Here is a 15,037-nt window from a genome sequence, read left to right as displayed (position 1 = left end):
TTCCCGTAGAAGGGTCAAGCGGAATTTGTCCCGCAGTAATTAAAATGCCGCTGCCAAACACCACTCCTTGACTATACGGACCAATTGGAAGCGGCGCGTTTTCTGTTTGTATGATGCGTTTCATAAAATTTAATTTTTAGTAGTCGATATTAATTCAATCAATCGCTCCAAATCATCGAGCGAATAATATTCTACGACGATTTCGCCGTTGCCTTTTGCCTTTTGTTTAATCATTACTTTTGTTCCGAGCGCATTGCGAAGTTTTTCTTCTACTTCATTCGGCGGAAAATATTTTTTCGGAATACGTGTTCGGAGTTTATTTTCCTTATTGTACTCTTGCACAATCTGTTCAACTTTTCTCACCGACAAATCAAACTTCACAATTTTATTGAACACAACAAGTTGCTCCATCTCCGTCGGAATCGCTGCCAAACTTCGCGCGTGTCCTTCAGAAATTTTCTTTTCACGTACGCCATCTTGAATTGTCTGCGGAAGTTTGAGCAAACGCAAATTGTTTGTTACCGCCGTTCTGCTCTTCCCCACTTTTTCCGAAACTTGTTCGTGCGTGAGTTTACATTCGTCAATCAAACGCTGATACGAAACGGCAATTTCAATCGGATTCAAATGCTCGCGCTGTAAATTTTCGATGAGAGCAAACTCGAGCATTTGTTCATTGGAATGTACTTCCATTATGTACGCAGGAATTTTTTCTTTGCCGAGTTCTTGACACGCGCGCAAACGTCGTTCACCGGAAATGAGTTGAAATTTTTCATCGCCGACTTTGCGCACAGTAATCGGTTGAATTATTCCGTTCTGAGCAATGGATTGTTTCAATTCATCCAACGCTTCCTGATTGAAATCTTTGCGCGGTTGAAATGGATTAGAGGAAATTTTTGCAACGTCAATTTCCGAAATGTTTTCCTTACGAATTTCCGTTATAATTTTTTCTTCGACTTTTTGTTGCAGCGCTTCTTGTCGTTGCACGGGACGAATAAGTGCGGCTAATCCTCTGCCGAGTGGTTCTTTGTGTTTTCCGTTCATTGTTTTTTAAGATGATGAGAACTTGAGATTGTTAGATTTTAAAACTATGAGATTTTGAGATTGTGCGAATATCGAATGTTTGCGAATTTACGAATCAGAGAATTTCCAAAATACTTGTCATTGCGAACTCAGTGAAGCAATCCCCAGAAGATTGCTTCGTCGTTTCACTCCTCGCAATGACATAAGAAAATAACATTCGCAAATTCGTAACGTTTCGTTATTCGGACAGTTCTGAAACTTTATTTTCTTCTACAATATTGTTTTGAATTAAATTATTTCTTTCCAAAACTTCCATTGCCAAATCTTCATACAAACGCGAACCGGAACTTGTTGGCTCGTACAGAATTACCGGTTTTCCATAACTCGCCGCTTCGATGAGACGAACGCTGCGATTGATAATTGTTTTATACAATTTTTCTCCGAAGAAATTTTTTACTTCTTGCACAATTTGATTCGCAATTTTTAAACGACTATCGTACATCGTCATCAACACGCCTTCGATTTGCAAACGCGGATTCAAATTTTCCTGCACCATATTCATCGTGTTGAGAAGCTGCGATAAACCTTCAAGCGCATAAAACTCGCATTGCATCGGAATCAAAACAGTATCGGATGCAACTAAACAATTCAGCGTCAGCAATCCAAGCGATGGCGGACAATCGAGAAAAATAAATGCGAACTTTTCTTTTATTAATTGTAATGCAAGTTCCAAACGTCGTTCACGATTTTCCAGTTCAATCAATTCTAATTCTGCCGCGACTAAATTTACCGTTGATGGAACGAGAAATAAATTTTCAACTTGTGTTGGAAGTATTGCTTCTTCAATTGAATTTCTTCCGAGCAACACATCGTAGGAAGTTTTGTTTTCGGAATTATATTTATCAATTCCCAAACCGCTTGTTGCGTTGGATTGCGGGTCAAGATCAACAACAAGCACAGGAAAATCCAACGTAGCAATGGAAGCCGCGAGATTGATTGCGGTTGTTGTTTTTCCTACCCCGCCTTTTTGATTTGCTATGGCGATTATTTTTGACAAGGAAAATTTCCTATTTCGATTTTATTTTCATTCCGAAAAATACAATAAACCAAATCAATACTCCAATGTACATATCGAAGAGAAATATTGTAATTCCTGTAGCAACAACAGTCGCTATAATGAAACGCCAGAGAAAACTAAACATAATATTATTTCATCCCGGCAACAAGAAGTAAAACGGTAATACCTAAAAAAACGTTTATAGTGCGAAATGTTTTCATCCGTTGTAAAAACAATGCAATCGCTTCACTGCTTGGTTCCTGCAAAGTGAGTTCTTTTTCAAGCATACGAAATATTCGAACGTACCCAAATGAAAAAAGTGCAATGAGTAAAAACGTGAGTTCTTTGAGCAACAGCAGAATTTGCTGTTGTGTAGAAAATTCGAACAAATGATATTCTTCAGAAAATATTGAGAGAAATACTCCGGTAATAAGTAACGTCCACAACGAAAGCCAAACGAACGGAATGAATCTCCGTTCCAAATGCAATGTGAACGAATGTGTTTCATACGTTTCTACGCGCGCAACGGGATACAAAACGCCTGCTTGAAACAATATTCCACCGAGCAAAACAACTGTGCTAAAAATATGCAGACTTTTGCACGACCACAAAAGGAAATCCATTCAAATACTCTACAAGATATTCGATTTAAAAATTAACGTGCAAAATATAATTATTATTGCCTAAATAATTTTCTTTTGAAACCGTACGAAAAGAAAAATTCTGTTTATGGTGTTCTTCTCATATATTTCTTAAAAATTTTATGAATAGAAACGACGAGTTCATTCTTTCGCTCACGGATATTTCGGAAGAAGGAAAAGCATTGGGGCGACACGAGGGAATGGTGGTTTTTGTCAAAGGAGGAATACCAGGAGATATTATCAAAGCAAGAATATTCAGCGTGAAAAAAAAATTTGCGGAAGCGGATGTCGTTGAAATTCTTTCGAGTTCTCCGTATCGTTTGCAACCACAATGTAAGTCTTTCGGAACGTGCGGCGGATGTTCGTGGCAACATTTCGATTATACGCAACAACTTTTCTATAAACAAAAATGTGTTGAAGATGCATTTGCACACATTGGTGGATTTACTAATCTTAACATTTTTCCTATCATACCATCATCCGAGAAATTTTACTACCGAAACAAAATGGAATTCTCTTTTTCGGATGAACAGTGGATTTCGAACGATGAATGGAAAAGGAATAGAGCGGAAAACACGGCGCTTAAAACTTCTAGGAAGAGCAATGTATTTCTTGGATTGCACACTTTTAGGAATTGGAAAAAAGTACTCGATATTGACGAGTGTTTCTTGCAATCTCTACAAAGCAATCGTATCGTAAATTTCATACGTACGTACGCGAGAGAACATTCGTTATCAGCATATTCTTCGCAGTATCGGAGCGGATTTTTTCGTAATCTTGTAATTCGAGAAGGAAAAAAGACAAATGAAATTATGTTGAATATTGTAACATTCGAAAACAAATCGGAAGTTATGCGTGAACTTTCTCAACAATTGGTTGTTCAATTTCCAGAAATAACGACAATCGTCAATACCATCAATTCACAAATTGCACAAGTAGCATACGGAGAAAAAGAAGAACTCTATTTCGGAAAAGGTTTTATTTCGGAACAAATTGGGAAACTACAATTTAAAATTTCTGCGCGCTCATTTTTTCAAACGAATACGCTACAAACGGAACAACTCTATTCAGTAGTGCAACAATTTGCAGAACTTCGTCCAACAGATATTGTGTACGATTTATATTGTGGAACGGGAACTATTACACAATACCTTGCTGAGTCTTGCTCACATATTTTCGGAGTTGAAATGATTGAAAGCGCAATTGCCGACGCAATTGAAAATGCAAAAATAAATAATATTAACAATGCAACTTTCATCCACTACAATTTTCAGTTGTTGAAAAAAGAACGAAAGAAATGGCGGATGAATCTTCCTCTTCCCGATGTTATTGTCGTTGACCCACCACGCAATGGTCTCACGACACAAGTGATAGAAGAAATAGTAGATACCAGTCCCAAAACAATCGTGTATGTCAGTTGTAATCCTGCTACACAAGCACGCGATTGTAAAGCATTGTTTCAAGCAGGTTATTCGCCGATAAGTTTACAACCGATAGATATGTTCCCCCACACTACGCACGTTGAGAATGTTGTAAAAATGACATACAGAGATATTAATGGACTATAAAGTATAAATACTAAGCAAGTCTTGTTATTAAAGAAAAATTTCTTTTTTTAAAATATTATTAAAATAATTTCCATTTCGTATATTTGTTTCACAAAATTTTAAGCGAAGCCCGCCTTCTTGTTATGTAGAAGATTCCCCTCCTTCTATTGACGATGGGCCGCCTCCCCCATCGTTGCGGGCTTTGCTCTTTTTTATCTCCCGCTATTGCGGGATTTTTTGTTTAATCGTTTTGAAATGGAAAACATTCGTAACTTTTGCATTATTGCACACATTGACCATGGAAAATCTACGCTTGCTGATAGATTATTAGAAACCACTGGAACAATTACCAAACGTGAAATGAAGTTCAATCAAGTTCTCGACGATATGGAACTTGAACAAGAACGCGGCATTACGATAAAACTTCACGCAATTAAAATGGAGTATAAAGCAAACAATGGCACAACGTATACGCTCAACCTGATTGATACTCCAGGACATGTTGATTTTACGTATGAAGTTTCACGCTCTATCGCCGCTTGTGAAGGTGCAATCCTCGTTGTTGACGCTTCGCAAGGAGTGGAAGCGCAAACCATTTCCAATCTCTATTTAGCAATTGATGCAGGGCTAACAATTATTCCCGTTCTCAATAAAATTGACTTACCTCACGCAATGGTTGATACTGTACAACAACAGGTTATCGAATTACTTGGATGTAGTGAAGCAGAAATTATTTTTGCAAGCGCAAAATCAGGTACGGGCATCAACGAGATTCTCGAAGCAATTGTCCAGCGCGTTCCTTCCCCAAAAGGAAATACTATTGCCTCGCCTCGCGCATTAATTTTCGATTCACTTTTCGATAATTATCGCGGTGCGATTGCATATATCAGAATGGTTGATGGTGAATTAAAAGAACGCGATAAACTTCAGTTTCATTTTACCGGAAAAATGTACGAAGCGGAAGAAATTGGCGTCCTAGAATTACAAAGAAAACGAACCGGTAAAATTGTTGCTGGCGAAGTTGGATATCTCATTGCCGGCATTCGCGACCTTCACGAAATTAAAGTTGGTGATACCGTTATGAACCCAAATAACCTTGCATTAGAACCGCTTCATGGCTATAAAACCGTAAAACCAATGGTGTTCGCCGGTGTATTTCCTACAAATTCTGAAGCATTTGAAGAACTTCGCGATTCACTTGCAAAACTTCAGATGAACGACGCTTCATTATTTTATGAACCGGAAACTTCGTCTGCACTTGGTTTCGGTTTTCGTTGTGGATTCCTCGGATTGCTTCATATGGAAATTATTCAGGAACGTTTAGAACGAGAATATAATCAATCCATTATCACGACTGTTCCCACCGTTGAATTTCGTGTAATGAAAACAAATAAAGACGTTCTTGCAGTTGATAATCCCGTTCAAATGCCTCCGCAAGGAGAAATTGAGAAAATTGAAGAACCGTTTGTTTCTGCGCAAATTATCACTCCTACGGAATACATCGGAAACATTATGAAACTTGCAATGGAACGTCGGGGAATTTTTAAGAACACAACATACCTTGACCAAACACGTGTGGATATTCGGTTTGAACTTCCTCTGATGGAAATTATTTTTGATTTTTATGATAAACTGAAATCAATGTCGCGGGGGTATGCTTCGTTTGATTATGAATTTATCGGTTACCGCGAATCGGATCTCGTCAAACTCGATATTCTCTTAAATGCTGAACCAGTTGATGCGCTTTCTGCAATTGTCCATCGCGAGAAATCGTATGAATGGGGAAAAAAATTATGCGCGAAACTTCGTGAACTCATTCCGCGACAAATGTTCGAAATTGCCATTCAAGCCGCTATCGGAAATAAAGTCATTGCGCGCAACACCATTTCTCCGATGCGAAAAAACGTCATCGCAAAATGCTACGGAGGTGATATATCACGCAAGCGAAAACTTCTTGAACGTCAAAAAGAAGGAAAGAAACGTATGAAACAAGTTGGCAATGTTGAAATTCCTCAGGAAGCGTTTCTTGCGTTACTTGCTATGGAAGAAGAATAGAAACCATTCTATTATTTTTCCGAAGGAATTTTTTCTTGAACTCTAATGTTCACTACTTCACCTTAAACGAAATTTTTATGAAACAAAAAGAACCAAAACCAAAACAGACTTTTCTACAATGGCTTCGAGAAATGGCATCCGTATTCGGGATTTTTCTTGTGCTGAACAGTTTCGTCATCGCTTCGTTCGAAGTTCCAACAGGGTCAATGATGAACGAAATTCTTCCCGGTGATTTTCTCATCGTGAACAAATTTATTTTTGGAGGAACAACGCCGCGCACAATTCCACTTACCGATATTCGAGTTCCGAACTTTAAATTTCCTGCATTACGAAACGTGCAACGCAACGAAGTCATTGTGTTTGAATTTCCCGGCAATCGCGATGAAGTAAAAGCAAATCCATTCGCATATTATTTGAAACGCTGCATTGCTCTTGCTGGCGACACATTGGAAATCAGGCAACGAAAAGTGTACGTCAATGGCGAATTTGTCCCGTTCCCACGATACGTCAATTTCGAACAATCCGGCTCTCTTCCGAATTATGCTGACCCACGAATTTTTCCCAAAGGAGAATTCTTTAACGAACAAAACTATGGTCCAATCCGTATTCCAAAACAAGGAGACGTGATTCAACTTACGATGAATACTATTGAACATTGGGAAACGTTTATTCTTCGCGAAAAAAATACTATTGACTTTCGAAACGGAAAAATCTTTGTCAATGGAAATGAAACGTCAACATATACTGTCAAACGTGATTATCTTTTCGGAATGGGCGACAATCGTGATAATTCCCTTGATAGCAGATTCTGGGGATTTATTCCCGAAGAAGACGTAATTGGAACACCACTATTTCTCTACTGGTCGTGGGATCCGGATTTACCATTTACACAACTTGTGGATAAACTTGCTTCAATTCGGCTTTCGAGAGTTGGAAATTTAGTGAAGTAGTGAAATGATTTGGTTTGAGATAAAAATAAATTTCTACCTCAAACCGCTAACCCCTCGATTGAAATCTCGTGTCTTCGCTCTATTTCCACATTCCGTTCTGTGAACGCAAATGTATTTACTGCGATTTTTATTCCATCGAAACGCTTTCTCCGCTCGATGAATTTCTCAAAGCATTAGAAATTGAAATTGAACTGCAAAAACAATTTCACGGAGAAACGTATGAAACAATATTCTTCGGCGGCGGAACTCCTTCTCTCCTCACTCCGTCACAACTCGAAAAAATATTTTCTCTCATTCACAAAAACTTTTCTCTTTCTCCAAAATCAGAAATAACGCTCGAAGCAAATCCCGAAACCGTTGATGAAGAAAAACTGAAAGCATTTCATTCCCTCGGAATAAACAGAATAAGTTTTGGAGTCCAATCATTTTTTGATGACGATTTGTTATTTCTTTCACGTATTCATAACTCACAAAAAGCTAAAGATGCGATTCGTCTTGCAAAAAATGTTGGTTTTGAAAATCTCAATCTCGATTTGATTTTTGCTTTACCGAATCAAACGCTTGAACGATGGAAAAGCAATTTAGAACAAGCGATTAAACTTGAATCAACGCATATTTCCGCTTACAGTTTAATCGTTGAACAAAACACCCCGCTCAATCGTCTTGTTGCCATGAATCAAGTTACACTTCCACAAACAGAAACGGATGCTTCGATGTTTGAATTCACAATGGAGTTTCTTGAACGAAATGGTTTTGAACATTACGAAGTTTCCAATTACGGAAAGAAAGGATTTCATTGTCAACACAATAAAAATTATTGGAATCATTCAAACTATCTTTCGTTCGGTCCATCGGCACATTCATATTGGAATAACGGAATGGCAAAGCGTTGGTCGAATATTGCCAATCTTTCCACATACACGCAAAAACTTTTCAACAATGAACTTCCCATCGCAGGCGAAGAAATTCTTTCCGAAGAACAACATTTTGAAGAAACAATAATGCTTGGATTACGAAGCGAAGGAATTGATGTTGAAAAAATAAAAAATGATTTTGGGGTAGATTTGCTAAAAGAACAGCATAATATTATCGCCGAACTTCTTTCCAATGAATACATTCTTATTGACAATCCAATACTGCGATTGACAAATAAAGGTTTTCTTCTTTGCGAAGAAATTGTCAACCGCCTAACTCATAATTCTTTTTTTACCACAAAGGCACAGAAGCACGAAGTTCTATAAAAATTTTTGCCATTGTCGTCTTAAAATCGTTGTAAGGAAACAGCAAAATCATTATCGGTTTTGCTTTTTTATTTTAAAACTTTTCCGTTTCTTTTGCCCGCTTAAACATCAATTTAGATGTACCTAAATTATTATTTTGAATTATGGAAACAATTACTACGGAAGATTATATCAAACGGATTTACGGGATTGAAAAAAATGTCGGTTCTGTTTCTACGTCATCTCTCGCTAAAGCATTAGAAGTTTCCGATGCGTCAGCAAACGATATGATGAAGCGGCTTTCCGAGAATGGCTACGTGAAATACATTCCGCGCAAAGGAGTTCAACTCACCAAAAAAGGAAAATCCACAGCGCTAAAAATTGTTCGACGGCATCGTTTGTGGGAAATGTTTCTTGTGAAGTTCCTCGACTTTTCATGGGATGAAATTCACAACGAAGCAGAACTATTAGAACACGTTACTTCAGAAAAAATGGAAAGCAAACTCGATGCCGTTCTCGGCTTTCCGAAAATTGACCCGCATGGTGACCCAATTCCCTCAGCAAATGGTGAACTTATAGAAACGCATTCCCAATTACTCGATGAGTGCGAAAAAGGAATTTCTGGGATTATTTCACGCGTAAGTGATAGAAGTCCCGAAGTATTGCAATACCTAAAAAAAATCGGACTCGGTTTGCAAACGAGACTGAAAGTGATTGACAAAATTTCTTTTGATGGTTCAGTAATTGTGAAAGCAAACAAACAAACAATTCCACTAAGCCAAAAACTTGCGCGATGTATTTTTATTCAAACTATTCCTGCATAAAACCACAATGAATGACTTAGCAACATTTACTCTCCCCCGCGTCTCAGAAACGCTTTCTGAACAAAAAGGAATTAAAAAAATTTTCAACAGAGATTTTATTCGCGCACTTGGTCCTGCATTCCTCGTAAGCGTCGGTTATATGGACCCGGGAAATTGGGCAACGGATATCGAAGGGGGTTCACGATTTGGTTATAGTTTATTATGGGTGATTTTCCTCAGTAATATGATGGCGATTTTACTGCAAACTCTTTCTGCGAAATTAGGAATTGCAACCGGAAAAGATTTAGCACAAAACTGCAAAGAAAAATATTCTCGACCGACAAGTTTGTTCCTCTGGCTCACCGCAGAACTTGCGATGATTGCAACTGACCTTGCAGAATTTCTCGGCTCTGCACTTGCAATCTATCTGTTGTTTCATATTGATTTGTTCACCGCAGTATTGATAACGGGATTCGATGTCTTGCTCATACTCGCATTGCAGCGTTACGGTTTTCGTCCGCTCGAATATGCAATTATTACGTTTGTTGCAACCATCGGATTATGTTATGTCGTAGAATTATTTTTTGCTTCGCCGGACTGGTCTATCATTCCTTATCACGTTGTTGTTCCAAAAATAAATTCGGAAAGTATTCTCGTCGCCATTGGAATTCTTGGCGCAACAGTAATGCCGCATAATTTATATCTACATTCCAATATAATTCAATCGCGATTATCGGAAAAACCAACCATCGAAGAAAAGAAAAAAATCTTTCGCTTTGCAAAACTCGATTCCATTATTGCATTGAACGGAGCGTGGTTTGTCAATTCTGCAATTCTCATTATGTCTGCAGGCGCATTTTACACAAGAAATTTAGAAATTGTTTCCATCGAAGAAGCGCATAAAACATTGGAAATTCTTTTTGGCGGAATGTCTGCGTTAGTGTTTGCTCTTGCATTGCTCGCTTCGGGGATTTCTTCTTCAACTACGGGAACGATGGCAGGGCAAATTGTGATGGAAGGTTTTCTCGAAATAAAAATTCGTCCTTGGTTGCGCCGTTTAATTTTACGATTGATTGTTATGATTCCCGCAGTAATTGCAATTGCGATTGGAACAAATCCATTACAACTGCTCGTATTGAGTCAAGTGTTTCTCAGTTTCCAACTTCCATTTGCAATTATTCCTCTCATCACATTTACTAAAGACAAAACGATGATGGGAGAACTTACAAATAAACAATGGGTAACAAATCTTGCTATTGTTTGCGCAGTGGTTATCATCGCGTTGAATGTTTTGCTTTTATATAAAACATTTGGCGGAGAGTTTGCATTTTAGAGTTGGTCGTGCTTCACAAGAGTTTGTAATAGGAAAATGACGATGCTCCCAAAGCACTTTCTCCACGACAATCAATGGTCGTGCTACGGCGAAAAAATCCCGATAAATCGGAATAAAACGAAAGAATCATTTATGATTCTTTCTTCGTCCAGCAAGATCGTTTACGGTCTTGTAATAATTTCCACCGACTCTTGTGAAACATTACCTTATATTTTATATTGAAGACATCCCTTAGGGACAATTTACATTTTTATGAAACACACAATACATCAAAAATTTTTCCTTTTTCCTTTTTCATTTTTCATTTTCTTTTCCGGTTGCGATACAATCTTTACTTCAAAACCTGAAATCGGAGAAACATTTGACCAACCGATTGCAGGAATAACACAAGAGCAACAACATTCTTTCTCTCGCGGTGATGCAGCATTTGAAAAAGTTTTTTTCGTCAATGAAGGACTCGGACCAATTTTCGTACAACCATCGTGCGAAAGTTGTCACAACGGCGATGGAAAAGGTCATCCGCGCACTAACTTAAAACGATTTCAATTAAATGATGGAACGAACGTGGACGTAAATTTTTATGCCGATCACGGCGGCGCTCAACTGCAACAGCGTTCGATTCCGGGAATTTCTCCGGAAGAAATTCCATCACAGGCAAACGCAATTTCTGTTCGCAGCGGACCTCCTGTATTTGGAATGGGATTGCTTGAAGCAGTTCCCGATTCACACATTCTTGTAAACAGTGATGAGTTTGATACAAATGGAGATGGAATTTCCGGAAAAGCAAATTTTGTTGATGCGCCGACGTGGGCAATTCCAACAAACGCAATTGTGCATAACGGAAAGTATCTTGGTCGCTTCGGAAGAAAAGCCGGAACTCCATTTTTAGTACAACAAGTTGCTACCGCATATATTCAGGATATGGGGATCACTTCAGAATTTTTTCCGCAAGAACTACAACACGCGCAACTCGGAACAATCAGCGAAAACATTCCCGAACCTGAAGTTTCTACATCTTCCATTCACGATGTCGCTTTGTATTTGCGTGCGCTCGCTCCTCCAAAACGTGGAAGCATTACTCCGCAAATTCGCCGCGGAGACAGTCTGTTCACTGCCATCGGATGCGCGTCATGTCATATTCCTTCGATGCAAACAGGAACACATCCGACAATATCCGCACTCAGCAACAAAACTGTTCACCTCTATTCTGATTTACTGCTGCACGATATGGGTTCTGAACTTGCCGATAATTTTATTGAAGGAAATGCAAGCGGAAACGAATGGAGGACAACACCGCTATGGGGATTGCGACTGACTGCTGAAAACCTTGGCGGCACGGCGTATTATCTTCATGACGGAAGAACAACAGATTTAAAAACCGCAATTCTTTTTCACGGCGGCGAAGCAATGAACGCGAAAAATTTATTCAATGCGCTTTCCAATCCCGATAAAGAATCAGTGCTCGCGTTTTTACGTTCACTCTGAAACAATCAAGAATTTGTCTTTCTCGAAGTTTTCTATTGTCTTTCAATGCACAACACAACACAATATAACAGACGAACATTTCTTGCACAATGCTCGACTTTGCTCGTTGGAAGTATAACAACACTCCCATTATTAAGCAGTTGCGCGCTAAATTCATTCGTAACGTACACGACAAAAAGTTTCGATAAAAAAATTTCTCTTGACATTTCTCGTTTTCCTGAATTGAATGAAATCGGAAACGCAATTGAATTCGATGTAGAAAATATTGCACAAGAAATTATCGTTACAAAAAAGAGTGAAACAGAATATCTCGCACTCTCTCCCGTGTGTTCTCATCTCGGCTGCACGGTGCGAAAAGAAAATTCTTTTTTTCATTGCGGATGTCACGGTTCTACATTTTCGCTCGATGGAAATGTTATGCGCGGTCCTGCAGAACGTCCACTCACATCGTTCCGTACGGAATTTCACAATAACTATCTTACCATTTTTTTATGAGTCACATATTAAAAACTATATACTCCATTATTCCTTTTGTTCTATTATCGTTGGTTACAACAGCAACTTCGCAAGAAAGCGACACAACGAAACCATCGCGTTCATTTGTACGTGGTGGAGTGTACGATAAACCATTTGTTACCAATGCTTTTTCTAAAACTGCAATCGGCGGTTATATGGAAGCGGTGTGGAAGTTGGAACGCGAAGAAGGAGTTACGGAAGAAATAACATTCGAAGCGCGGAGATTTAATTTGTTCACACATTCTGTTATTTCTTCGCGGACAAAATTTTTTACCGAAATCGAATTTGAACACGGCACAGAAGAAATCGCCATCGAATTTGCCGCGCTCGATTTTGAAATTCATCCATCACTTATTTTTCGCGGAGGAATTATTTTATCTCCGCTCGGAAAATTTAATCTCACACACGACGCGCCGTTGAACGAATTTACTGACCGTCCTCTTGTCTCGACAGAAATTATTCCTACTGCACTTTCCGAAGCGGGAATGGGTTTTTACGGTTCGTTCTTTCCAACTTCCGAAGCGCGAGCAACGTACGAGTTTTATGCAGTTAACGGATTTAACGATGGAATAGTTACGAATGGAACAGGAACACAAATTCGTGAAGGGCGCGGCAATGTTGGCGAAGATAATAATCAACTTCCTTCGTTTGTCGGAAGAGTTACATATTCGCCGGCAACAAATTTTGAATTCGGTTTTTCCGCGCACACGGGAATTTACAATACATACAGCGTTGCAGATTTTGAAATTGATAAAAAACGAAATCTTACTATCGCGGCATTTGATTGGGAATATAACACAGAGAAATTAGATATTATTGGTGAGTACACGCGAGCAACTATTGACATTCAAGAATCGCTCCAAGGATTATTTGCAGAGAAGCAACAGGGAATGTTTGCGCAAATAAATTATCGTTTTGGAAATCAATGGTTTGCATTGCTACCGAAATCATATTTCACTGTAACGGCGCGTTATGATGTTGCAGATTTCGATGCGGAGTTACGAGGGGATGCAACGCAAAAAATTTCTTTCGGGATAAATTTTCGTCCGGCAAACGATACTGCGTTCAAACTCGATTATCATTATCTATCGCATTGGAGCCGCGTAGATGTTGTTGAAAAAGCGGCGGGAATAAATTTTAGTGTGGCAAGTTATTTTTAAATCAATACTTCTTCACACTTTTATCAATCTTATCCGACCACGCATAAATTCCACCGACAAGATTTTTTACGTTTTCAAACCCAACAGAGCGTAAAAAATTTGTTGCCAACGCACTTCTTGTTCCAGTTCTACAATAGAGAATAATTTCTTTTTCTTTATCGAGTTCGTTATAGCGTATTTGAAGCGAGTTCACAGATAGAAGCATCCCTCCTATGTCAGAAATTTTCTTCTCGTGCTGTTCACGAACATCAACAAGAAGAAAATCTTCTTTACTATCCATTTTCTTTTTCAGTTCTTCAACAGAAATTTCAAATTGATTCATTGTTGTTAGAGTATGTTGTTTTTGTAAAGTATATTTGGCGCGAAAAAAATGCGAACAAAACTACGAAAATATTTTTTTACATCGTCATTGCGAGGAGTAAAACGACGAAGCAAATTCCAGAAGATTGCTTCGTTGTCACTTGCAATAACAGTTTTATTTACAGCAAATCTTTTCTCTCAAACCGATTCATCACAAACTCGATTTACATTTCTTCCCGAGAAACATCAATTCCGACAATTAATAGCAAATCCGTACGAAGCGCGAATCGGTTTATGGAAATTTTTTACTGCCGAACAAATGAAAGTAGAAATCGGCGCAGAACAAGATTTATTTTCTTTTCAAACGGAAAATTCTTCCCTCAACATTGGAATAAATTTTTTCGGATTCGCAAACGTTACCGGCGCTAACGGTTTGCATTTACAAATAGATGCGCTCGATGGTTTCTTCGGTGGAAATATTTCTCTTATCAATCCATCACTTCACTATCGTTTGCGCATACTTCACCACAGCGCGCATTTAGTGGACGGAAATTGGTGGGCTCATACGTATCCGCGTGATTGGACAAAACCGGGAGGACCAATTCCTTTCACGCAAGATTTTGGAGAACTTCTACTTGCAAAACTATTTTCGTTATCAAATGTTGAATCGCGTTTATATGGAGGAGTATCATATTCAACTTTTTCTCGTCCTGGTTTTGTGAAACGAATTTCTTTTCTTGAAGGGATTGAAATTCATTCAAATGCATTTACTGGAAAACTTTTTAAAAGAGAAACAAATTTATTTTTCGCATTTCACAATTCACTTGTTGGAATTCCGAAATACGCTGGCTCAAACCAAACGAAGTTCGGAATAAAATTTGGAGATTGGGAACGCTCGGGAATTAATGTTTACATCGCACTCAATTTTGGAAAAAGTTTCTTCGGTGAGT

At 38.5% G+C, this 15,037-nt stretch carries 14 protein-coding genes; 10 read left to right on the top strand and 4 right to left on the bottom strand.

Annotation, left to right across the window (positions count from 1 at the left end; genetic code table 11):
• Positions 1 to 129: 129 nt before the first annotated feature.
• The 3 genes from FJ218_08355 to FJ218_08345 form a co-directional block, all read right to left on the bottom strand.
• Positions 130 to 1,041: a ParB/RepB/Spo0J family partition protein gene (locus tag FJ218_08355; GenBank protein ID MBM4166908.1), complete on the bottom strand. Its 912-nt coding sequence runs from the start codon at positions 1,039 to 1,041 to the stop codon at positions 130 to 132.
• 217 nt (positions 1,042 to 1,258) lie between these two features.
• Positions 1,259 to 2,077: a ParA family protein gene (locus FJ218_08350; GenBank protein ID MBM4166907.1), complete on the bottom strand. Its 819-nt coding sequence runs from the start codon at positions 2,075 to 2,077 to the stop codon at positions 1,259 to 1,261.
• A gap of 149 nt (positions 2,078 to 2,226) precedes the next feature.
• Entirely contained in the window at positions 2,227 to 2,700 is a 474-nt protein-coding gene (locus FJ218_08345; protein ID MBM4166906.1) for a hypothetical protein, read from the bottom strand.
• 140 nt (positions 2,701 to 2,840) lie between these two features.
• On the opposite strand from FJ218_08345, the gene rlmD reads away from it, so the two are divergent.
• The 9 genes from rlmD (at position 2,841) to FJ218_08300 (ending at position 13,787) form a co-directional block, all read left to right on the top strand.
• A complete protein-coding gene (gene rlmD / locus FJ218_08340) occupies positions 2,841 to 4,286 on the top strand; it encodes a 23S rRNA (uracil(1939)-C(5))-methyltransferase RlmD (protein MBM4166905.1) in 1,446 nt (481 codons plus the stop codon).
• 234 nt (positions 4,287 to 4,520) lie between these two features.
• Positions 4,521 to 6,320: an elongation factor 4 gene (gene lepA, locus FJ218_08335; GenBank protein ID MBM4166904.1), complete on the top strand. Its 1,800-nt coding sequence runs from the start codon at positions 4,521 to 4,523 to the stop codon at positions 6,318 to 6,320.
• A gap of 77 nt (positions 6,321 to 6,397) precedes the next feature.
• On the top strand, positions 6,398 to 7,270 hold the full coding sequence (gene lepB / locus FJ218_08330) for a signal peptidase I (GenBank protein MBM4166903.1): 873 nt from the start codon (positions 6,398 to 6,400) through the stop codon (positions 7,268 to 7,270).
• Positions 7,271 to 7,338: 68 nt separating this feature from the next.
• Positions 7,339 to 8,511, top strand: a complete 1,173-nt coding sequence (gene hemW, locus FJ218_08325; protein ID MBM4166902.1) for a radical SAM family heme chaperone HemW — start codon at positions 7,339 to 7,341, stop codon at positions 8,509 to 8,511.
• Between the two features lie 143 nt (positions 8,512 to 8,654).
• Positions 8,655 to 9,314 (top strand): metal-dependent transcriptional regulator, encoded by a 660-nt coding sequence (locus FJ218_08320; protein MBM4166901.1) that lies wholly within the window; start codon positions 8,655 to 8,657, stop codon positions 9,312 to 9,314.
• A 7-nt stretch (positions 9,315 to 9,321) separates the two neighbouring features.
• Positions 9,322 to 10,626, top strand: coding sequence for a divalent metal cation transporter (locus tag FJ218_08315; GenBank protein MBM4166900.1), 1,305 nt, complete (start codon positions 9,322 to 9,324; stop codon positions 10,624 to 10,626).
• 252 nt (positions 10,627 to 10,878) lie between these two features.
• Positions 10,879 to 12,111: a thiol oxidoreductase gene (locus FJ218_08310; protein ID MBM4166899.1), complete on the top strand. Its 1,233-nt coding sequence runs from the start codon at positions 10,879 to 10,881 to the stop codon at positions 12,109 to 12,111.
• 45 nt (positions 12,112 to 12,156) lie between these two features.
• The gene (locus FJ218_08305; GenBank protein ID MBM4166898.1) at positions 12,157 to 12,606 is read left to right on the top strand and encodes a ubiquinol-cytochrome c reductase iron-sulfur subunit; all 450 of its coding nucleotides are present in this window, start codon (positions 12,157 to 12,159) and stop codon (positions 12,604 to 12,606) included.
• Positions 12,603 to 13,787 carry a hypothetical protein gene (locus FJ218_08300; protein MBM4166897.1) on the top strand — a complete coding sequence of 395 codons (1,185 nt, stop codon included), beginning with the start codon at positions 12,603 to 12,605 and terminating at the stop codon, positions 13,785 to 13,787. Before FJ218_08305 ends, FJ218_08300 begins: the two co-directional genes overlap by 4 nt.
• A 1-nt stretch (position 13,788) precedes the next feature.
• Here FJ218_08300 and FJ218_08295 read toward each other — a convergent pair whose 3' ends face one another.
• Entirely contained in the window at positions 13,789 to 14,109 is a 321-nt protein-coding gene (locus tag FJ218_08295; GenBank protein MBM4166896.1) for a rhodanese-like domain-containing protein, read from the bottom strand.
• A gap of 48 nt (positions 14,110 to 14,157) precedes the next feature.
• Here FJ218_08295 and FJ218_08290 point away from each other — a divergent pair.
• On the top strand, positions 14,158 to 15,037 hold an 880-nt coding region (locus FJ218_08290), incomplete at its 3' end, for a hypothetical protein (protein ID MBM4166895.1).

The organism is Ignavibacteria bacterium (assembly GCA_016873775.1).
In the GTDB taxonomy this organism is placed as follows: domain Bacteria; phylum Bacteroidota; class Ignavibacteria; order UBA10030; family F1-140-MAGs086; genus JAGXRH01.
Note: the sequence above shows the minus strand (reverse complement) of the source record. Positions and strands in the feature narration are given on the sequence as shown.

Bases quoted from the DNA above. Each gene is read 5' to 3' on its own strand.
- FJ218_08295 (MBM4166896.1), bottom strand. From the start codon at position 14,109: ATGAATCAATTTGAAATTTCTGTTGAAGAACTGAAAAAGAAAATGGAT.
- FJ218_08355 (MBM4166908.1), bottom strand. From the start codon at position 1,041: ATGAACGGAAAACACAAAGAACCACTCGGCAGAGGATTAGCCGCACTT.
- FJ218_08305 (MBM4166898.1), top strand. From the start codon at position 12,157: ATGCACAACACAACACAATATAACAGACGAACATTTCTTGCACAATGC.
- lepB (MBM4166903.1), top strand. From the start codon at position 6,398: ATGAAACAAAAAGAACCAAAACCAAAACAGACTTTTCTACAATGGCTT.
- FJ218_08300 (MBM4166897.1), top strand. From the start codon at position 12,603: ATGAGTCACATATTAAAAACTATATACTCCATTATTCCTTTTGTTCTA.
- FJ218_08315 (MBM4166900.1), top strand. From the start codon at position 9,322: ATGAATGACTTAGCAACATTTACTCTCCCCCGCGTCTCAGAAACGCTT.
- rlmD (MBM4166905.1), top strand. From the start codon at position 2,841: ATGAATAGAAACGACGAGTTCATTCTTTCGCTCACGGATATTTCGGAA.
- FJ218_08320 (MBM4166901.1), top strand. From the start codon at position 8,655: ATGGAAACAATTACTACGGAAGATTATATCAAACGGATTTACGGGATT.
- lepA (MBM4166904.1), top strand. From the start codon at position 4,521: ATGGAAAACATTCGTAACTTTTGCATTATTGCACACATTGACCATGGA.
- FJ218_08310 (MBM4166899.1), top strand. From the start codon at position 10,879: ATGAAACACACAATACATCAAAAATTTTTCCTTTTTCCTTTTTCATTT.
- FJ218_08345 (MBM4166906.1), bottom strand. From the start codon at position 2,700: ATGGATTTCCTTTTGTGGTCGTGCAAAAGTCTGCATATTTTTAGCACA.